The sequence below is a fragment of the Kribbella sp. NPDC050241 genome (genome assembly GCF_044459685.1).
Lineage (GTDB): Bacteria > Actinomycetota > Actinomycetes > Propionibacteriales > Kribbellaceae > Kribbella.
In genome coordinates this window covers 347,605-367,676 of sequence record NZ_JBITJE010000004.1, presented here as the reverse complement: position 1 = coordinate 367,676, position 20,072 = coordinate 347,605, and the positions used below count along the sequence as shown (strand labels likewise).

Here is a 20,072-nt window from a genome sequence, read left to right as displayed (position 1 = left end):
TGAGTCTTCAACTATCATCGAAAGGGTCCCGACGAGAGAGGTTGTTCGATGGCGATCTTCCGCTTGAACCATGCGGTGCTGTACGTGCGGAACGTGGCCGAGAGTGTCGCCTTCTACCGCGACGTGCTCGGGTTCGGCTACACCGAGGGCGGCGACGCCTACCAGGGCGCGGCCTTCCTCCGAGCGCCCGGCTCGACCAACGACCACGACCTCGGCCTGTTCGAACTCGGCCCGCAGGCCGGCCCGTCCGGTGCCGGGCAGACTACCGTCGGGCTCTACCACCTCGCCTGGGAGGTGGACACCCTCGGCGACCTCCAGGACCTGTCCGCCACGCTGGCCGAGGCCGGCGCCCTGGTCGGTTCGTCCGACCACGGCACCACCAAGTCCCTGTACGGCAAGGACCCGAACGGGCTGGAGTTCGAGATCGTCTGGATCATCCCGGCCGACCTGCTCACCGACGAGGACCGGGCGAAGGCCGGAGTACGCCGCCTGGACCTCGCCGCCGAGGTGGACAAGTACGGCCGCGACGCCCGCAGCGGCGTCGGCATCTCCCGCATCCTCGCCTGACCATCACCTAGTGAGGTGCGCGGCGATCCGCAGGGAGTTGGCCAGCACGGTGAGCACTGGGTTCACTCCCCCGTTCGTCACATGCACCGAAGCGTCGGCGATCCGGACGTTGTCGTGGCCCCAGACCCGGCCGTACGGATCGGTGACCGACCGCGCCGGGTCGTCGCCCATCCGGCACGTGCCCGCCTGGTGCTGCCCGCTGCTCGCCTGCCGCGTCGTACCCACCCCGCCGACAGCCGTCCGGACCGCGCCCGCTTCCTCCAGCCACTCGCGGGCCTTCGCGCTCATGAAGGCCTGCGAGCGGACGTCCTCCGGGTGGATGGAGCCGCTGATCGTCACGACCGGATTGCCGAAGCGGTCGCGGACCCGCTGATCGACCTGCACCCGGGATTCCGCCGACGTGACCTCCTGGATCGGTCCGACAACTCGCAGCATGCGTCGCGCCTCCCGCCGCATCGCCAGCTTCCCCTCCGCCCCGGCCCGCGGGATCAACCCGGCGCCGGTCAGATAGTCGTACGTCGCGGCCGGCGTCGGGACGAACTCGTTCGCCAGCATCCCGCCACCCACGATCCCGTCGTTCCCATGCCGGAAGTCGCAGGTCGCGATCGAGACACCTGGGCCGATCAGATCGGCCAGCTCGTCGTCGAACAGCCCGACCGCACCGGCGTACACATGAGCCTGCAGGTGCCGGCCGACCTGGTCCTGGTTGTTGCCGAGGCCATCGGGTTCGCGGTCGTGGGCGCTGTTGAGCAGGAGCCGCGGCGTCTCGGTCGCACCGGCGGCGATCACGACCTCTTCACACTGCACGGTCCGGCGCCAGTGCCCGTCCTCGGCGACCAGAGCGACACCGGTCACGCGGCCGGACGCATCGGTGACCAGTCGCTCCGCAGTCGTCTCGGTGACCAACGTGCACCGTCCGGTCGCGAGTGCGGCCGGCAACGCCGTGTTGTGGGTCCCGGACTTTGCTTCGACCGGGCAGGCGAATCCGACGCACTGCCCACACCGCACACAGCCCGCCCGTCCTTGGTAGTCGACCGAGTTGATCAGCAGCGGTACGTCGAGAGTTCCCCAGCCCAGCCGCTCCGCGGCCGCCGCGAGCCGTGTCGCCGGACCGGTGCGTGGCATGGGCGGCATCGGGAGCTCCCGCGGCTCGTGCCACGGGTCCACACCGCCACCGCTCACCCCGAACCTCTGCTCGGCCAACGTGTAGTACGGCGCCAGCTCGTCGTACGTGATCGGCCAGTCCGACAGAGCGCTCCCTGAAGGAACTCCGTAGGTGCTCGCCATCGCGAAATCGCGAGGCACGAACCGCCAGGCCTGGGCGCCGTACACCCGAGTGCCGCCGCCGACCGTGAAGGCGTTGTTGCCCCATCCACCGTCCGGCGGCAGCACTTGCCGCGGTACGCCATCGACGACCGCGACCCGAGGGCGTCCGAACGGATCCGGGTCGGTCAGCGCGGGCAGCCCGGCCACCGAGCGCGGGTTCCGCAGGTGGTCGCGGGACAACGACGCGGTGGTCGGGTAGCGACCGGTCTCCACGACCAGCACCGACCGCCCGGACTCGGCCAGCACCTGAGCGGACGCACCACCACCCGCGCCGGAGCCGACCACGATGCAGTCGTAGCGATCCACCAACTCCGACCGCGGCGTGATGCGCAGGTCGGTCTGCACCGGCTCCCACGCCCCGGCCTTGTCCGCCTGCCAGCCGACCATGGTCCACGCCGACGGCCGGACCTGCCCATCCCCCGCGTAGAAGCCCTGCGCGATCATCCGCACCAACCAGGCGCCAACCGGATCAGCCAGCACCAGGTCGAGGTCCGGCTCATCCCCCGCGACGTCCAGTGCCCGATCGACCCGCACGAGCCAGTCCGGCCGGTCCTCGGTCACCACTCGCTCGATGAACCCCACCGCTCCGGCCTCGGCCGCCGACGGGAAGTCGTCCGCCGGGATCGCGATCTCCGCCAACCGCCCGAGCACCATCCGCTGCCGTTCCGACAACCCCACAGTCCGATCCCTTCGCCGATGGACGAGCATCAACCCCAACTCAATCACGCCGTCACCGTTTGTACTTGCCGGTCCATTTTTTGCAAGCAACGCTGTGGGCATGGCACTTGACGACTACTACTTGCTCGGCCGGTCCGGACTGCGCGTCAGCCGGCTGGCACTGGGCACGATGAACTTCGGCACCGGCGGACTCCACGCGCCGTACGGGAAGACCGAGGACGACGCGCGATCGATCTTCCGCCGGTACATCGATGCCGGGGGCAACTTCATCGACACGGCGGACTTCTACACCGCCGGTGAGAGCGAAACGATCCTCGGCAAGCTGATCGACGAAGCCGGACTCCGCGAGCGGATGGTGCTCACCACCAAGTTCACCAACAGCGTCGACCCCGGCGATCCGAATGCCGGCGGCAACGGCCGCAAGCACATGATCCGCGCGGTCGAGGAGTCACTGCGCCGGCTACGCACCGACTACCTCGACCTGTTCCTGCTGCACACCTGGGACCGCATCACCCCGATCGAGGAGGTCCTGCGCACCTTCGACGACCTCACCCAAGCCGGCAAGATCCGGTACGCCGGCCTGTCCGACGTACCGGCCTGGTACGCCGCTCGCGCCCAGACACTCGCGGACGCGCATTCGTCGGTGCCGATGGTCAGCCTGCAACTGCCGTATTCGCTGGTCGAGCGGACGATCGAGACCGAACACGTCCCGCTCGGCCAGACGCTGGGCCTCGGGATCACGGCGTGGAGTCCGCTCGGCAGCGGATTCCTCACCGGCAAGTACCGCCGCGACGACGCGCAGGGCGTGACCGGCGACGGGCGGCTCACCGGCGACGCCGCCCCGGTGCGGACGTGGACCGACCGGCACTGGGACCTGCTCGACACGGTCAGGTCTGTGGCGGACAAGCTCGGTGTGACGATGGCCCAGGTCGCGGTCAACTGGGTCGCCACGCAGCCCGGCATCGCCTCGGCGATCGTCGGCGCCAGCACCCCGGAGCAACTCGGCTCCTCGCTGGCGTCCCTCGAGTTCGAGATCCCCGCGGAGTTGCGATCCACGCTCGACGAGGCGAGCGCCGTACCGCCGGAGTCGGTGTATCGCATGTTCACGCCGGAGTACCAAGGCTGGCTGGTCAACGCCGGAGCCAAGGTCGCCGACAAGCCGGCCGGCTACCAACCGCCGGTGCTCAACTGGCGGTGATGTCCCCGCGGAGGTAGTCCAGGCAGAGGTCCAGCGCGTACTCCAGGTGCTTGGCCGAGCCGGACGACATGAGGATGACGACCCCGCCCTGGACCGACGCGATCAGGGCCGCGGAGGCGCGGGCGGGGTCCACCTCGGCCCGGATCTTGCCGTCGGCCTTCATCTCCTCGATCCCGGCCTGGACCCGGCGCTGCCACTGTGCGAGCAGCTTGCCGGTCACCGCCTGCGCGGCTGGGGTGTGCCGCCCGATCTCGGTGATCAGCACACCGAGTGGACAGTTCACACCCTGGCGCCGGTACTTCTCCACGACGACGTCACGCCACTCCCGCCACGCTTCCCACGTGGTCAGCCGCCCGAGCTGCGGCTCCTGGTCCTCGATCACCCGGTCGGCCTCGCGCTCGGCGACCGCGAGCAGCAGCTGCTCCTTGCCTTCGGGGAAGTAGTGGAACAGCTGGCTCTTGCCCGTCCCGCTCCGCCGCCCGATGTCGTCGAGCGTCACCGCCCCGACGCCACGGTCACGGATCTCCGCGGCCGCCGCGTCCACGATCCGATCCCGCGTCGCCACACCCTTCGCCGTCAGCACACCGTCGACTGTACCCGCCGGTCCATTCAGGTGGTCACCGGATGCGGACGGTACGGCGCTTCCACCAGCGCTCGCTCCTCCGCGGTCAGCGTGAGGTCAACAGCAGCCACCGCGTCGTCGACATGCTGGGTGCGGGTGGCACCGACAACGGGAGCGGTGACGCCGCCGGCGCCGAGGAGCCAGGACAGAGCGACCTGAGCCGGGGGCACACCACGATCGGCGGCGACCGCGTGGACGGCCTTCACCACCGCTTGGTCGCTCTCGCCGTACAAGTCATCGGCGACCGGGTCGCTGCCGGATCGCGTCGTACCTCCTCCGGTCCGTGCCAGCAGACCGCGGGCGAGCGGGCTGTACGGAACGACGCCGACGCCCTGGTCGACGCAGAGCGGGATCATCTCGCGCTCTTCCTCCCGGTAGACCAGGTTGTAGTGGTTCTGCATCGAGACGAACGGGATCTGTGTCAACTGCTGGGCCACCCGCTGCGCCTTCGCGAACTGCCAGGCGAACATGCTCGACGCTCCGAGATAGCGGGCCTTCCCGGCCCGGACGACATCCGCGAGCGCGTCCATCGTCTCCTCGATCGGCGTCTCGTCGTCCCATCGGTGGATCTGGTACAGGTCGACGTACTCGGTGCCGAGCCTGCGCAGCGACGCGTCGATCGCGTCCAGGATGTGCTTTCGGGACAGGCCGCGGTCATTCGGTCCGGGGCCTGTCGGGTAGTACACCTTGGTCGCGAGTACGTAGTCCTCGCGGCGGCCGAAGAACTTCCGCAGCAAACGGCCGGTCAGCTCCTCGCCAGTGCCCTTCGAGTACGCGTCGGCGGTGTCGAAGAACGTGATCCCGGCGTCCACTGCTCGCCGTACGATCGGCTCCGCGGCCGCCTCGCCCAGGTGCCACTCCCGGGCGCCACCGGTGCCGAAACTCATCATCCCCAGGCAGATCCGCGAGACCCGCAGACCGGTCCCGCCCAACCGGACGGACTCCATCAACCGCGGCCGCCGTTCAGCTCGGCCAAGGCACCGAAGACGCGCTTCGGCCGCCAGCCACCGTCGTCGTCGGTCGCGACGAGCCCGTACGACGAGAGGTCGAGATCGTGGGCGGGGCCGCCGGGCCGGTGTGGCAGTTCGTACCCGGCGAAGCTGAACCAGAACGCGGCCGCGAGCTCGATCCGGTCGAACTCCTCGACGAGCTCCAGCAGGTACTCCACTTGTTCCTCCTCATCGCGCTCGTAGTGCCCGTTGATCGCGGGCGGGTCGACGGCCCGGTCGACGATCATCCAGCCCGAGCCGCCCCGCGCGGCGGCGCCACGGTAGGCGCAGCAGCCGAACTCCGTGACGGCGACCGGCTTGCCCCACTTCTGCCGCGCCAGCAACTCGTCGTGGAACGTCGCCGCGTTCTGCTGGTCGCGGTACGCGTCGATGCTGACGATGTCGAACAGCTCCCAGTTCACGTCCTCCCACATCCCGGCGGCGTAGGTGATCCGGCCGCCGAACTCGGCGCGCGCCGCGGCCACCAGCCGCTGCTGCACGTCGCCCCACCGCGCGAGGCCCTCGTACAGCTGCGCGAGCTTGTCCTGATCGGTCCAGGTCGCCGGATCGGCCATCGTCGACAACCGCTCCCCCGACGTCTGGCCGGGCACGAATCCCTTGCAGAACACGGAAAGCTCGCAGCCCAGCACCAGGACGACGTCGCCCCGGCCGCTCGTCCGCAACGTCTCGGCGCGCGTCGCGCAGCCGGACAAGAAGGCGATGAACTCGTCCGGCTCGAGATCCATCGGGACCGGCGAGAACCACAGGTCCAGGCCGGCGTCGAGGGCTGCCTCGCCCGCGATGGTGAGCCGGTCCGGGTCGTTGCCCGAGACCCGCACGGCGGGAGCGTGCAGGTCGTCGGCGATGGTCCGCAGTTCGTCGCGGACCGTGCCGGCGTCGAAGCGCCGGCGCGTCGAACGGCCGTCGTACTGCAGGCCGGTGTCGTAGTTCACCCCGAGAGGACGCATGGGCACTACGGTAGCAATCAATCTCATACTCGGTACATCTTTTTATCGAGTACGAGTTCACCTACCCTGACGACGTGGACCAGCACCCAGCGCCAGGGCGCCGCGAGCGCAAGAAGGCCGAGCTCCGGACCCGGATCTCCGACATGGCGACGGCGCTCTTCCTGGAGCGTGGCTTCGACGCGGTGTCCGTGTCGGAGATCGCCGAGGCCGCCGACGTCGCCCGGCCGACCGTGTTCGCCCACTTCGCGCGGAAGGAGGACCTGCTCTTCGACCGCTACCCGGAGGCCGAGGCCCTGGTGGTTGCCGCCGTCACCGATCGCCCGGCCGACACCTCCGCGGTCGCTGCGTTGTCCGAACTGATGATCAGACTGGCCGACGAAGAGCATCCGCTGTCCACGATCCGCGGTCGTTTTGCGGCGTTCTGGCGGCTGGTCGAATCCTCACGTGCGCTGCAGTCACGCGCTCGCGAGCTACTCGACCACCTCGAGCAGGCGATCGCCGCTGCGATGGAGGCCACCGGCGTACCTGATGCCCGCCTCACCGCAGCCCTGGCGGTCGCTGCGTATCGGACCGTCCACCTGGAATCGATCCGCCGGATTCTGGCCGGTGACGACGAGGCTGCGGTCGCCGCTGATCACCTGGCGCGGATCGGCTCCGCGCTCGCGCGGGTCGAGGACGCTGCTACTTCAGGTGGCGGGCGATAGTCCGGGCGCAGTCCAGCGCCTCCATGTGACTCGAGTCGACCTCGACGTCGTAGCTGACGCCCTCATGGACGAGGGTGGCCTGCAGAGCCGCCATCCCGACCGCCCGGTCGCCGCGGGCCAGTTCGCGCCCGGCAGCTACCTCTGGGTCGCAGTGGACTCCGACCCAGAGGATCTCGACCTCGCCCGCCGCGTCCCGCCAGCGCTGCTGCGATGCGGCTCCGCCGAGGAACACGTCGTCGATGACGACGTTCGCACCGGCCCGGCACATCGCGACGATCCCGGCCGTCCAGGCCGCTTCCAGCCGCCTGAACTCGGGTCCGACCACGACCTCGCCGTTCGGGCCGATGTGGATCCCGTCGTCCGACGCCTGCATCGCGGCCGGCATCGCCTCCACGAAACTGTCCGCCCCGAACGTCAGCCAGCGTTCGTCCAGGATCGCCTGCAGGCACCGGATCATCCCGGACTTCCCCGAACTGGACCCACCGTTGACCACCATCAGCCGACCCGTCACGCCGGCAACGATAGCGATTCCAGGGGCTTGCGACTGGTCCGGGCCCAGCTCCGCCCGGCCAGCAGCAGGAACGGTACGGCGAGGAGCTGGATCACCGCGCTGATCAGGTAGGCCGTGCCATAGCCCCAGACATCGGCGGACCGGCCGAGCGCGGGCTGGATGACCGCCCCGCCGCCGGAGGCGAGCAGGTTGTCCGACGACAACACCGTCGCTCGCTGGGCCGACGGGATCTGGCTGTTCAGCAGCGCCTGCCGGACCGGCCCGATCGCCGCGAACATGACGGCCCACAGGCTCAGCAGCACGAGCGCCATCCAGAAGCCCGAGACCAGGCCGATCAGCACCAGCGTGAGCACGGTGACACCGGTCGCCACGAGCATGAGCGTGGTACGACGACGGAACAGACGGCCCAGGTACGCCGCGGAGGCGCCGCCCACGATCTGCGCACCGGCGACGAGTCCGGCCGACAGCCCGGCGACCGCATACGAATCGGGGTTGCCGTACAGCTCGAGGAGATACGGCTGTGCGGCGTAGAAGCCGTAGACGCCGACGCCGGCCCCGAACAGACCCGCGAGCATCAGCCAGCGGACCGGCGGATTGAGCAGCCCGTGGGTCAGCGAGGCCCGGAGGATGCCGCGCATCTCACCGGCCACCGACACCCGCGGCTTCGGCGTGAAGCCGACGTCGCGCATCGACCGCCACGCCACGACGAACGTGACCGCGAGCAGGACCGCGCGGACGACGTACGGGACACCGAGGTTCGTCCATTGGGCCAGCAGCCCACCGGAGATCGAGCCGACCAGCATGGCGACGCCGTTCGCGATCTGGCCCTTCGCGAACGCGGCGTCCAGCTCACCGTCGTACCCGGTGGCGTGCAGGCCGTCGACCAGCCAGGCCTCGGTCGCACCACTGAAGAACGTGAACCCCAGCCCCAGCAGCGCTGAAGCGCCCGCCCAGGCAACGAACGGCGCGTGCTGCTGCCAGAGCAGCAGGTAGAGCAGCGTGGACCCGAACAGGGTCGCCGCACCGAGCAGGTATGACGCCCGCCGGCCGACCGTGTCGGCGACGACACCGGTCGGCACCTCGAACAGCATCATGCCGACCGTGAAGAACGCGTTCGCGGCGAAGGTCTCGCCGATGCTCAGGCCGGCGTCGAGCAGGAACAACGTGTTGATGCCCCAGATCATGGACGACGCCCCGGTCGCCACCGCGCTCAGCGTGACGTACGTGCGCAGGATCCGCTCCGGACTCATCAGGTCCCTCCTTCTCGGTCACCTGGTACGTCGGAGTGGTCGGCCGGTTCTCGACGTCGGTCCGCGAAATGGCCACCCCGGGGCGGTAGGGTTCCGGCCCGTGAACGCTTCTGGTGCGCCCCACGGCTCTGCGCGGGACACGGTGCGGCTGGCGGTGATCGTCGCGGCACTCGGAGTGGTGTTCGGCGACATCGGCACCAGCCCGATCTACACGTTGCAGACCGTGTTCAACCCGGAGGACCCGCATCCGGTCCCGGTCAGCACCGACAACATCTACGGCGTCGTTTCGCTGATCTTCTGGTCGGTGATGATCATCGTCACAGTCACCTACATCCTGCTGGCGATGCGGATCGACAACGACGGCGAGGGCGGCATCATGGCCCTCATCACCCTGCTCCGCCGCTGGGGCAGCCAGCGCGGCGGCCGCGCGGCGGTGGTGCTGGCCGCGCTCGGCATCTTCGGCGCCTCACTGTTCTTCGGCGACAGCATGATCACGCCGGCGATCTCGGTGCTGTCCGCGGTCGAGGGACTCAAGACCGTCGAGGCGTCGATGGCCGACTACGTCGTACCGATCACCGCGGTGATCATCGTCGTACTGTTCCTGGTCCAGCGGCGCGGCACCGCGGCGGTCGGCAAGGTGTTCGGACCGGTGATGATCGTCTGGTTCGTGGTGATCGGTGCCTGCGGCATCAGTGGGATCGTCCAGCATCCCGGCATCCTCCGGGCGTTGTCACCGACGTACGCGGTCGGCTTCCTGACCGGCCACTTCCATTTCGCGTTCTTCGCCCTCGCCGCCGTCGTCCTGTCTGTCACCGGCGCCGAGGCGCTGTACGCCGACATGGGTCACTTCGGGCGCCGGGCGATCACCCGTGGCTGGCTGGGCATGGTCCTGCCGGCCTGCACGCTGAGCTATCTGGGTCAGGGTGCGCTGATCCTCGAGGACCAATCCAACCTCAGCAGTCCGTTCTTCCTGCTCGTCCCGGACTGGGCCCGGCTGCCGCTGGTAGTCCTGACCACAGCCGCGACCGTGATCGCCGCGCAGGCGGTCATCACGGGGGCCTACTCGGTCGCGTCCCAGGCGGCGCAGCTCGGGTATCTCCCGCGGCTGCGGATCGCGCACACCTCGGAAACCACGATCGGCCAGATCTACGTGCCGTGGATCAACTGGCTGCTGCTGACCTCGGTGCTGACCCTGATCTTCGCGTTCCGCAGTTCGGCGGCACTCGCCTACGCCTACGGCATGGCGGTCACGGGCACGATCACGATCACCACGTTGCTGTTCTTCTACGTCGCGCACATCCGGTGGAGCACCCCGCGCTGGATCATCGTCACCGGCGCCGTCCTCCTGCTGTCGGTGGACCTGCTGTTCGTCGCCGCGAACCTGACCAAGATCCTGCACGGTGCCTGGCTGCCGCTGCTGATCGCGCTCACGGCGTTCACGATCATGACCACGTGGCAACGCGGCCGGGCGATCGTCACCGCCGAACGCGAACGGCTCGAGGGTCCGCTGGACCAGTTCATCGAGGAGCTGCGCTCCGGCGGGCTGGTGGCTCAGCGGGTTCCGGGTACGGCGATCTTCCTCAACCGCGGCCGCACGACGGCACCACTGGCTCTGCGGGCGAATGTCGAGCACAACCAGGTGCGGCACGAGCATGTCGTGATCGTCTCGATCCACACCGAGCCGGTGCCGCGCGTCGCCGACGACCAACGGGTGACCGCCGACGACCTCGGGTACGGCGACGACGGGATCACCCACGTCACCGCGCGGTTCGGGTACATGGAGACGCCGGACGTGCCCGCGGCGCTGGCTTTGCTCGACCCGGAGGCGACCGAGGGCCGGATCGACCTGGAGCGGGCCTCCTACTTCCTGTCCAAGATCGAGCTGCGCAAGGGGCCGGCGGCGACGATGGCGACCTGGCGGAAGCACCTGTTCATCGCCACGTCACACATCACCGCGGACGCCGCCGAGTACTTCAACCTGCCTCGCGACCGGACGGTCATCATCGGGTCGCACGTCGAGGTCTGACCACTACAACCAGGGCGGCGGCGGTGCTGCCGGCTTGCCGTCGGGCGTGAGCACATCCTCGTAGGGACGGCCGGTCAGGTACGCCGCGCGCTGGTGCAGCGGACCGTGCACCTGCGGGTCGGTCTCACTCTTCGCGCGGATGTCGGCGCAGAGTTCCTCGAGGAAGTCGGCCGGCAGGTCGGCAAAGGTGATACCGGTGCCGAGGTCGACGGCATGGATCATCACCTCCATGCTGCGCATCCACGCCACCTCGGTCACCGGGATCGGGCGCCCCTGCGCGCTCCGCACCTGGGCCTGCCACTGCTCCTCGGTCAGCTCCGACATGGCCTCGGCCAGGGTCTGCGCAGTCACCTGGAACCGCTGCAGCAGTTCATCGGCGGGACGCTGCGACCCGGCTTCGATGTCGGAGTTGCGCTGCTCCGGCGACGTGTACATGCGCCGCTCCTCGCCGGTCCGCGCCCAGTGCACCAGGTTGCCGAGGGCCTCCGCGTTGTTGGACAGGTGCGCGGCGACATGCTTGCGCGTCCATCCGGGCAGTGACGACGGAGCCTCGAGATCCGCGTCCGCGAGCGCTCCGGCGCACAGCGCCGTACCTTGGGCAACCCAACCGTGACTGGTGGCGAGTGTGCGCGTCATGCTCGAAACCTAGCGGACCGCGGTGAACCCTTGGTCGGCTGCGTACGGCGCGCGTTCTTGCAGGGGGTCGGTGATCTGGTGAGACTGAGCGCGCCGGACATATGCGCACAGTGAGGAGGACCGCGGATGGTGACGACGATCGGGGTTGTCGGTCCGTCGGATCTGGTCACGTCCACCAGCCGTGTCCTCGCCTCCCAGCGCGGCATCGAGGTCGTGCCGCTGCGCTACCGCCGCGAGACCGACACCCCGAAGGTGATGGCCGAGGCGCCACCCACGGTCGACGCCTGGCTGTTCACCGGAGTCGTCCCGTATCAGATCGCCGCGGCGAACGATCTCCTCGACCGCCCCGCCGTGCACGTCGAGTACACCGGCGCGACCCTGATGCGCGCGCTGGTCCAGCTCCTCCGCGAGGGCCGCGACATCACCTCGATGAGCATCGACATCCTGGACGAGGCGCAGGTCCACGAGACGCTCGGCGAGGTCGGGCTGCCGACCCGCGGCATCCGCGTCCTCCCGTACCGCCCCGGCCTCAGCTCCGACGACGTCCTCGCCTTCCACCGCGAGGCCCGCGCGACCGTCGCCATCACCTGCATCCGGTCGGCTTACGAGAAACTTCGGACCGAGCAGACGACGCTCCGCCTGGCGCCTTCGGTCCACTCGGTCCGCGCGGCGGTCAACGGTCTGCTGTTGGTCCACGACGCTCTGCGCAGTGACGACGCGCAGATCGCCCTCGGCCTGGTCGAGATCGCAGCCGAGGGCGAGAGCGCCCTGCGACGCGAGGCCGGCTCTCTCGGCGGCAGCGTCATCCGGTACGACGACAAGCGATTCCTGGTCGTGGCCACACGGGGACCACTGGAGCAGGCGACCGCGGCGTTCACCGAGCTCGGCATGCTGAACAGGCTCAAGGAGCAGTTCGGACCGGTGCGCATCGGGTTCGGCATCGGCGGCTCGGGCACCGAGACCGAGGCACTGGCCCGCCGCGCCCTCGGCCGTGCGAAGACCGCCGGACGAACCGCCGCCGTGATCTCGCTGCGCAACGACATCGACCTGGTCCTCGTCGGCGGCGGCGCACCCCGCGCGCAGCAACGCTCGAAGCTCCAACTCCTCGCGCAACGCGCCGGCCTGTCCAAGGCCACCCTCGAGCGACTCCAGGAGTTGGTCCATGCGACCCCGGAGGCCGGTCTCACCACCCGGACCGTCGCCGACCACCTCGGCATCCAGCCGCGCACCGCCCGCCGGGTCCTCAACCGCCTCGAACGCGCCGGCCTGGCTGATGCCACCGGCACCCAGGCGGGCCCCAGCAGCGGCCGCCCGCTGATCATCTACCGCGTCCATCTCTGACCTGTTGACGCCCCGAATCGGGCCCGCGTAGGGTTCCGGGATAATTACAGCCATGACCGTAATAGCGGTAGGCTCATCCCGGGAGGCCTTGTGGACAAGCGGTTCACACGGAGACTGATCGGCACCGTCGTCGTTTGCGCTACATTGCTGAGTGTTGGCAGCTCCGCCACGGCCGCAGTTCCGGCCAAGCCCGAAAATCCGGTCACGATCGACACCCTCGGCCCGGCGTCCGCCGTCACCTCGACCAGCGTGGCCGAGCAGATCGGTGACCAGATCTGGACCGTGACGTCCGGCGTCTCCCCGGTGCAGGTCGGTGCCTTCGACCCGGTCACGCGCACCGTCGATCGCAAACTCGCGCTGCCCAGCGGCGCCGGCGCCTGGGCCATGGCGCACCTCGGCACCGATCTGTACGTCGGCCTGTACACCCCCGGCGACGTCTACCGCATCGACACCGCGACCGGCACCGCCACCAAGGTCGCGCAGTTCGGCTCGTTCATCTGGTCGATCGCCGCCACCCCGGACGGCAAGATCGTCGCCGGTACCTACCCCGACGGCGCCGTCCACGAGTACGACCCGGCCAGCGGCACGACCAAGTCCTACGGCGCGGCGATCGCCGGCGAGCAGTACGTGCGCAGCATCGCCGCCGACGCGACCACCATCTACGCGGGCGTCGGCACCAAGGCCCACCTGATCGCGATCGACCGCGCGAGCGGCGATCGGCACGACGTACTCCCTGCCAAGTACGCCGACCGCACCTTCGTCGCCACGCTCACCCTGTCCGGCAGCACGCTCGCCGCCGGCCTCTCGCCGACCGGCACGATGCTGCTGTTCGACACCGCCGACCTCAGCAACCCGGTCGAGGTGCAGACGCCCGGCGGAGATCAGTACGTCACCGCCATCACGATCGACCCGCCGACCGGCGATGTCTACCTCGGCACCCGCCCGTCCGGGACGCTCTACCGGTACCGCGGCAGCACGCTCACACCGCTCGGTTCGCCGTACGACGGCGCGTACTTCAACCGGATCTTCGTCGACGGATCGACGATCCGGGCCGAGCTGACGAGCCAGGTCGTCGACTTCGACGAGGCGACCGCCACGTTCAGCGGCACCGATCTCGGCCAGGCCGGACTGCCACCCGCGCCCGAGCAGGCGATGGGTATCGCGGCCACGGAGACCTCGGTGCTCGTCAGCGGCAAGGCCGGCATCCAGGTCCACGATCTCGCCACGGGCACCAGCACGCGGACCTTCCTGCCCGGTGAAGCCAAGACCCTGACCCCGGTCGGCGATGACGTCTACCTCGGCGTCTACACGCTCGCGCGGTTGTGGGCGATGAAGCCGAACGGCTCCGGCCTGCACGAGCTCGGCCAGATCGGCAACGAGCAGACCCGCCCCACCGACGACGCGTACGACGCGCGCTCACAGACCTGGCTCATCGCGACCGAGCCCGACTACGGGAAGTACGACGGAACGCTCACCGAGCAGCACCTCGACACGGGTATCCGCGAGGTCCACCGCGGCGTCGTACCGCACCAGTCGGTCCGCTCCGTCACCACGGACTCCGGCATCGCCTACCTCGGCGGGGCGACGCGCAACAGCCTCGGTACGACGCCCATCTTGCCCGAGGCAACGGTTGTCGCCTTCGACCTTCGCAGCAACCGCCCGCTGTGGGAAGTGGCACCGCTGGCCGGCGCCCAGAGCTACAGCGACCTCCTGACCTACCGTGGCAACCTCTACGCGACCACCGACGACGGGCGTCTCGCTGTGCTGGATCCGCACACCGGCAAGCTGCTCTCGACCGTTGTCCTCGGCACCAGTCAGAGCCGGCTGACGGTCGCGCGTTCCGAGCTCTTCGGGACGGACAGTCAGCGCGTGTTCCAACTCGTCCCGAACCGTGAGGGCGCGCCGACGGTGACGACGGTCGTCGACGGACTGGCCGCGCAGATCTACAGCTACCCGCTGATCACGACGTCGCCCACCGGCGACGCCCTCTACACGATCAAGGGCCGGGATCTGGTCCGCATCGGAAACCTGCCCGGGGAGAAGTGAGCCGATGACCCAACTCTCACGCCGTACGCTCCTGGCTGGGGCCGCGATCACGACCGTGGCCACTGCCGTCCCCAGCGTCGCCGCGGCCGGCGACGGCCCGATCGACGGCAGCACACTGCCGACCTTCGGCCCCGCCTGCCTGACCGCCGCCGTCGTGGCGATGGCCGTCCACGACGGGCATGCGTACGTCGTCAGCCGGGGCATCGTGCCACCGCGACTGAGCGAGATCGACCTGACCACCCGAAGGGTCACCAGGACCGTCGAACTCCCGGTAGGCGAAGGCGGCTGGGGCATAACAGTTGCCGCCGGCAAGGTGTACCTCGGCCTGTACCCGGTTGCGGACGTGTACTGCTTCGACCCGGCGACCGGATCGGTCGCCCGCGTCGGCAGCCTGGCCGGAGCCGGCGGGTTCGTCTGGGACATGGTGACCGCGCCCGACGGCCAGGTCTTCGCGGTCAGCTATCCGAACGGCACGATCTGGCAGATCGACCCCAGCACCAACGCACTCACCCGCCTCGGCACGCCGGTCACCGGAGCGCAGTACGGACGGTACGTCGGCGCCGCGGGCAACTTCGTGTACGCCGGGATCTACACGCCCTCGGAGCTGATCGGCTACGACCGGAGCAGCGGCGAGTTCCGCGATCTCACGCCCGAACCGATCCGCGGGCAGAAGTTCGGCCCGTTCGCTGCAACGACCGACCGGCTCTTCGCGGGCAGCGACGGAGCGCTGTCCAGCATGGCTCTCGATGGCACCGACGTCCGAACCGTCGCGCTGCCCGCAGGCGAGACGAGCATCGACGCGATCACAGTCGGCGCGGACGGTACGGCGTATGTCACGACCCGCGGCTCGGGGACGGTCTGGTCCTGCGGTCCGAGTGACACGAGTTTGACCGCGGTCGCCACCCCGGCGCCGGCAGACGAGCACCGCAGTCTCCACCTCCTCGACGCGACCACACTCCTCGGCTCGACCGGATCCGGGGTGCTCTGGTGGCTCGACCTCACCACCGGCGAGTTCGAACTGCTCGATCTGATCGACGCCGGTTTCACTCCGGCGGCGGACAAGCCCCAGTCGATCCAGCTCGGCGATCCGCACCTCTACGTCGGCGGCCACTGGGTCGTGACCGAGCACACCGTCCCACCGGGTGCAGGCGCCGGTCGGCGCATCCGGGTGCCAGGTGAGGCGAAGACCCTGACCTGGCTCCGGGGAGAGCTGTACAGCGCCCTCTACCCGAGCACCGAGGTGGTGCGGATCAACCCGCGCAGCAACGAGGTCCACAGCTTCGGGACGATCGGCCACGACCAGCAACGCCCGTGGCAGGCGGCGTACGACCCGAAATCGAAGCTGCTCGCGATCGCGTCGGCACCAGGCACTGGCAAGCTCACCGGCGCGCTGACGCTCCTGGACCCGAGGACCGGCAGCCTGGACGTCCACTACGGCATCCTCCCGGACCAGAGCGTGATGACGGTCGCGATCGACGACGGCATCGCCTACATCGGCGGCGACGTCGTCGGTGGTGGCGGGATCACCCCGACCCGGATCTCGGCCGCGATTGCGGCGTTCGACCTCCAACGTCGGCGACTGCTGTGGACCGCCGAGCCGCTCGCCGGTGAGCGCTCGATCCAGAGCGTCGCGGTCAAGGACGGCATCCTGTACTGCGTACTGAAGCGAACCAGCGGCGGCTGGTTCACGTACGACCTCAGGACGAAGGCGGTCGTCCGTGGCACCAACAAGTTGTCGGGCTACGGCCAGATCTTCACCGACCGCTCCGGGGTCTATGGTGAAACGAACTTCGGCGGCAATCTGTACCGGCTCGGGCCTGGCCTGGCCGAGGCGGAGCTGCTGGTGAACAACCTCGGCGACGGGTGGTACACCGTGCCTCAGCTGACCCCGGTGTCCGGCCGGCGGCACGTCGTCTGGGGCCTGGCCGACCGCGATCTGGTCCAACTGCCGTTGCCGTAAGCAACCTCAACCACGTGAGGACGCGTTTCGATGGACAACACCACGCTCGCCCGTGACGGCGGCACCCCGGTGCGCACCACTCCCCTGCCGTCGGTGTTCGACTCCTCCGGCCGCCGGTTCGGCGACGAGGAGGTCAAGGCCGTGGAGAGGGTGCTGCGCAGCGGCATGCTCTCGGCGACCTGGGGTACCGAGGTCCCCGCTCTGGAGCGGGAGTTCGCGGACCTGCTGGGCGCCGGGCATGCGGTTGCGTGCAGTTCGGGTACGGCGGCGCTGCACCTCGCGGTCGCGGCGGTGAATCCGGAACCGGGTGACGAGATCATCACCACGCCGATCAGCGACATGGGCACGGTGTTCCCGATCATGATGCAGAACGCCGTACCGGTGTTCTGCGACGTCGACCCGATCACGGGGAACCTCGATCCGGCTGCCGTCGCCGCCGCGATCACGCCGAGGACGAAGGCCGTGCTGGCCGTGCACCTGTTCGGCAAGCCGGCCCCGATCCGGGAACTGCGGGAGCTGTGCGATCAGCACGGGATCGTGCTGATCGAGGACTGTGCGCAGGCCTACCTCGCTCCGGTCGGTGACACGTTCGCCGGGCGAATCGGGCACATCGGCTGCTTCAGCCTGCAGCAGACCAAGCACATCAGCGCCGGCGACGGTGGTCTTGTGGTCACCGATGACGCGGCCCTGGCCCGGCGGATGCGGCTGTTCGCCGACAAGGGCTGGCCGCGCGACACCGACGAGCGGACCTATCTGTTCCTGGCTCTCAACTACCGGATGACCGAGCTGGCCGGGGCGGTGACCCGAGCGCAGTTGTCACGGGTGCGGGAGATCGTCGCGGATCGTCGTACCGGCGCCGCACGCGCCACGACCGGGATCAGCGACCTGTCCGGCATCACGGCGCCACCGGACAGCGGCGATCACGTGTACTGGCAGTACCCGCTGATCATCGACCCGGAGGTCGCGGGCGACCTGCACGAGTGGGCGGCGGCCCTGACCGCCGAGGGCGTGCCCGCGGTCGGCGGCTATCTGACCAGCCCGCTGTACGCCGCGCCCGCGGTGCGCGAGCGGATCACCTACGGGCAGTCCCAGTTCCCGCTGCAGGACGTCGAGTACCCGCCCGGCCTCTGCCCGAATGCCGAGGAGCTGATCAACAGCCGGCTGCTGGTCCTTCCCTGGAACGAGAACTACACGGACGCGGACGTCGACGACATCGTCGCCGCGATCCGCAAGGTCCACAGCGCACTGGCCCGGGAGGCCTGATGAACGACACTCCGCACCTGCTGGACTGCGACGTACTGGTCGGGCACGACGTCACGACCGGTCGCTGGAGTCGCCCCGACGCGGTGCAGGACGTGTTCAAGGCCACCGGGATCTCCGGTGGTGTCGTGTCCTCGCTGCGAGCCGTGCACTTCGACGTACCGACCGGGAACGACGAGGCGCGGCAGGTTGCCGACAGCAACGGCTGGTCCGCGGGCCCGGTGCTCGACCTGCGCGACGTGCTGGGCGCCGAGCGGGAACTCGAGCGGGTACTGGCCCAGCCGGACCGGCCGCAGACGGTCCGGCTCGCGCCGACCGCGCAGGGTGTGGAGCCGGGTTTCCCGTCGTTCGACCACGTGGTGCGGCTGCTGGTGGAGGCGGACCTGACGATCTTCGTGGAGGGCGACGTACGCAAGATCGGTACGCCGTTCCGCGGCCTCGGGGCGCGCGTCGTGTTCCTCGACACGCACTTCTACCACCTCGGCGACTTCATCGTGCTGGCCCGCGCGGAGAGTGGGTTCCACACCTCGACCCGGATGCTCACCGGGCCGGACTCGCTCGAGATCGTCGCCGGTGAGGTCGGCTCCGAGCGGTTGCTGCTCGGCTGCCGGACTCCGTTCCACGAGACCCACTCCGTGGTCCGTCGCCTGCTGACCTCGAAGCTCACGGCCGCCGAGATCGCCCAGGCCGGCAGCAAGTCCCTGACCAACCTCCTGGAGCCGGCATGCTGATCGACGTACACGCGCACTGGGGTCCGTGGTTCTTCTCCATGGACGTGCGCAGCATCGACGTCAACATCGACCTGATCGACCGCTTCGGCATCGACGTCCAGCTGGTCTCCGCGATCGAGGCGATCGTGTACGACGCGCCCGCGGGGAACCGCTCGCTCGCGGCGCAACTCCCGGCCGACTCGCGGCTGCGCGGCATGCTGGTGGTCGACCCACGCCGGCTGGACGAGGCCCGGGCCGATCTCGACGAACTGCTCGCCGGCGACGGACGCTCCCGGTGGGTCGGCGCCAAGATCCACACCGAGTACAGCCGCACCCCGATCGCGTCTCCCGGCATGCAGGCCGCGATCGAGCTCACCACCGAGTTCGGGCTGCCCACCCTGGTCCACACGTGGGGCGAGAACGTCCTCGACCTCGCCGACGTAGCGGCCCGCGTCCCGGACGCTCAGGTGATCGCCGGCCACATGGGCGCCTTCGGCTGGCCGCACCTGCCCGAGGCCGCGTCCCGCTCGGACCGCATCTGGTTCGAGCCATGCTGGTCCGCCCCCGACGCCAACAGGATCCGCTGGGTCCTGGACCAGATCGGCCACTCCCGCCTCATGTTCGGGACCGACGCGACTCTGATCGACCCCTCGGTCGCCCTGGGCGCCTTCGAAGCCGCCAACCTGACCCCGACCGAGCACGACGCCATCATGTGGCAGAACGCCACCGGTCTGTTCAGCCTCTGAGCGGCTGGTTCGGGGACACGAAGACGACGATGTCGGTCTCGGGCCCCCGGACGGGTGGTTCTTGCCAGCCGATCCGGCGGTAGAACGCGAGGCTGTCGTGATTCTGGTTCCAGGCCAGTAGCCAGGCGCGCGGTTGCTCCTGGGTCGCAGTCTCCAGCAACCGCCGCCCGAGTCCGGTCCCGCGGGCGTGCGCGAGCACACCCAGCTCGTCGATCTCGAAGGCACCGACCAGCAACTCCTCGACCTGCTCCGGCCCGAGCCGCTTCTGCACGCTCCCGTAGGACCGATCGGTCCGGAACGGTGCCGGCGTGATCCAACCGGTCACGAACCCGGCGATCCGTCCGTCATCGGACCGCTCCACCCAGGCCTGGAAGCCGTCCCGCCGAGCGTCGCCCTCCAGCCGCCGCCGGAACGCGATCCGCGTCTCGTCCGGATCCCGGTGCTGCCACGGCGGCGCCGTGAACACCTCGACGTACGCCTCGGTCAACTCGTCCGCGATCTCCAGCACGCCGGCCCCATGACTCTCCACGAGCC

18 protein-coding genes are annotated in these 20,072 nt (G+C 69.5%); 10 read left to right on the top strand and 8 right to left on the bottom strand.

Going from position 1 to position 20,072, the window contains the following annotated elements:
• The first annotated feature begins 48 nt into the window (after positions 1-48).
• Positions 49-567, top strand: coding sequence for a VOC family protein (locus tag ACIBG5_RS21985; protein ID WP_360449254.1), 519 nt, complete (start codon positions 49-51; stop codon positions 565-567).
• A 3-nt stretch (positions 568-570) separates the two neighbouring features.
• Here the strand turns inward: ACIBG5_RS21985 and ACIBG5_RS21980 are convergent, their stop codons facing one another.
• Positions 571-2,571, bottom strand: coding sequence for a GMC oxidoreductase (locus ACIBG5_RS21980; protein ID WP_396393334.1), 2,001 nt, complete (start codon positions 2,569-2,571; stop codon positions 571-573).
• Between the two features lie 100 nt (positions 2,572-2,671).
• Between ACIBG5_RS21980 and ACIBG5_RS21975 the strand changes: the two genes are divergently transcribed.
• Positions 2,672-3,769 (top strand): aldo/keto reductase, encoded by a 1,098-nt coding sequence (locus tag ACIBG5_RS21975; protein ID WP_396393333.1) that lies wholly within the window; start codon positions 2,672-2,674, stop codon positions 3,767-3,769.
• On the opposite strand, the gene ACIBG5_RS21970 is transcribed toward ACIBG5_RS21975, so the two are convergent.
• Genes ACIBG5_RS21970 through ACIBG5_RS21960 form a run of 3 tightly spaced genes read right to left on the bottom strand, consistent with a single transcriptional unit; the run spans position 3,756 to position 6,348 of the window.
• Positions 3,756-4,352: a TetR/AcrR family transcriptional regulator gene (locus ACIBG5_RS21970; RefSeq protein ID WP_396393332.1), complete on the bottom strand. Its 597-nt coding sequence runs from the start codon at positions 4,350-4,352 to the stop codon at positions 3,756-3,758. The genes ACIBG5_RS21975 and ACIBG5_RS21970 overlap by 14 nt on opposite strands.
• 26 nt (positions 4,353-4,378) lie before the next feature.
• Positions 4,379-5,338 carry an aldo/keto reductase gene (locus ACIBG5_RS21965; RefSeq protein WP_396393331.1) on the bottom strand — a complete coding sequence of 320 codons (960 nt, stop codon included), beginning with the start codon at positions 5,336-5,338 and terminating at the stop codon, positions 4,379-4,381.
• Complete coding sequence (locus tag ACIBG5_RS21960; protein WP_396393330.1) at positions 5,338-6,348, bottom strand: hypothetical protein; 1,011 nt, start codon at positions 6,346-6,348, stop codon at positions 5,338-5,340. Before ACIBG5_RS21960 ends, ACIBG5_RS21965 begins: the two co-directional genes overlap by 1 nt.
• Before the next feature lie 74 nt (positions 6,349-6,422).
• Between ACIBG5_RS21960 and ACIBG5_RS21955 the strand changes: the two genes are divergently transcribed.
• Complete coding sequence (locus tag ACIBG5_RS21955; protein WP_396393329.1) at positions 6,423-7,052, top strand: TetR/AcrR family transcriptional regulator; 630 nt, start codon at positions 6,423-6,425, stop codon at positions 7,050-7,052.
• On the opposite strand, the gene cpt is transcribed toward ACIBG5_RS21955, so the two are convergent.
• A complete protein-coding gene (gene cpt, locus ACIBG5_RS21950; RefSeq protein ID WP_396393328.1) occupies positions 7,030-7,563 on the bottom strand; it encodes a chloramphenicol phosphotransferase CPT in 534 nt (177 codons plus the stop codon). The two genes, ACIBG5_RS21955 and cpt, sit on opposite strands and share 23 nt — an antisense overlap.
• Complete coding sequence (locus tag ACIBG5_RS21945) at positions 7,560-8,813, bottom strand: MFS transporter (RefSeq protein WP_396393327.1); 1,254 nt, start codon at positions 8,811-8,813, stop codon at positions 7,560-7,562. Before ACIBG5_RS21945 ends, cpt begins: the two co-directional genes overlap by 4 nt.
• A gap of 100 nt (positions 8,814-8,913) precedes the next feature.
• Between ACIBG5_RS21945 and ACIBG5_RS21940 the strand changes: the two genes are divergently transcribed.
• On the top strand, positions 8,914-10,839 hold the full coding sequence (locus ACIBG5_RS21940; protein WP_396393326.1) for a potassium transporter Kup: 1,926 nt from the start codon (positions 8,914-8,916) through the stop codon (positions 10,837-10,839).
• A gap of 3 nt (positions 10,840-10,842) precedes the next feature.
• Here the strand turns inward: ACIBG5_RS21940 and ACIBG5_RS21935 are convergent, their stop codons facing one another.
• Positions 10,843-11,475, bottom strand: coding sequence for a maleylpyruvate isomerase family mycothiol-dependent enzyme (locus tag ACIBG5_RS21935; RefSeq protein WP_396393325.1), 633 nt, complete (start codon positions 11,473-11,475; stop codon positions 10,843-10,845).
• Positions 11,476-11,601: 126 nt separating this feature from the next.
• Here ACIBG5_RS21935 and ACIBG5_RS21930 point away from each other — a divergent pair, with 126 nt between their 5' ends.
• From ACIBG5_RS21930 to ACIBG5_RS21905, 6 genes are all read left to right on the top strand, one after another.
• Positions 11,602-12,816: a helix-turn-helix domain-containing protein gene (locus ACIBG5_RS21930; protein WP_396393324.1), complete on the top strand. Its 1,215-nt coding sequence runs from the start codon at positions 11,602-11,604 to the stop codon at positions 12,814-12,816.
• A 90-nt stretch (positions 12,817-12,906) separates the two neighbouring features.
• Positions 12,907-14,862, top strand: coding sequence for a PQQ-binding-like beta-propeller repeat protein (locus tag ACIBG5_RS21925; protein WP_396393323.1), 1,956 nt, complete (start codon positions 12,907-12,909; stop codon positions 14,860-14,862).
• A gap of 4 nt (positions 14,863-14,866) precedes the next feature.
• Positions 14,867-16,822, top strand: a complete 1,956-nt coding sequence (locus tag ACIBG5_RS21920; protein WP_396393322.1) for a hypothetical protein — start codon at positions 14,867-14,869, stop codon at positions 16,820-16,822.
• A 30-nt stretch (positions 16,823-16,852) separates the two neighbouring features.
• Positions 16,853-18,085, top strand: a complete 1,233-nt coding sequence (locus ACIBG5_RS21915; RefSeq protein WP_396393321.1) for a DegT/DnrJ/EryC1/StrS family aminotransferase — start codon at positions 16,853-16,855, stop codon at positions 18,083-18,085.
• On the top strand, positions 18,085-18,813 hold the full coding sequence (locus tag ACIBG5_RS21910; RefSeq protein ID WP_396393320.1) for a hypothetical protein: 729 nt from the start codon (positions 18,085-18,087) through the stop codon (positions 18,811-18,813). The genes ACIBG5_RS21915 and ACIBG5_RS21910 overlap by 1 nt, the downstream gene beginning before the upstream one ends.
• Positions 18,807-19,538 carry an amidohydrolase family protein gene (locus ACIBG5_RS21905; RefSeq protein WP_396393319.1) on the top strand — a complete coding sequence of 244 codons (732 nt, stop codon included), beginning with the start codon at positions 18,807-18,809 and terminating at the stop codon, positions 19,536-19,538. The genes ACIBG5_RS21910 and ACIBG5_RS21905 overlap by 7 nt, the downstream gene beginning before the upstream one ends.
• On the opposite strand, the gene ACIBG5_RS21900 is transcribed toward ACIBG5_RS21905, so the two are convergent.
• The gene (locus ACIBG5_RS21900) at positions 19,528-20,067 is read right to left on the bottom strand and encodes a GNAT family N-acetyltransferase (RefSeq protein WP_396393318.1); all 540 of its coding nucleotides are present in this window, start codon (positions 20,065-20,067) and stop codon (positions 19,528-19,530) included. The genes ACIBG5_RS21905 and ACIBG5_RS21900 overlap by 11 nt on opposite strands.
• Positions 20,068-20,072: the final 5 nt, after the last annotated feature.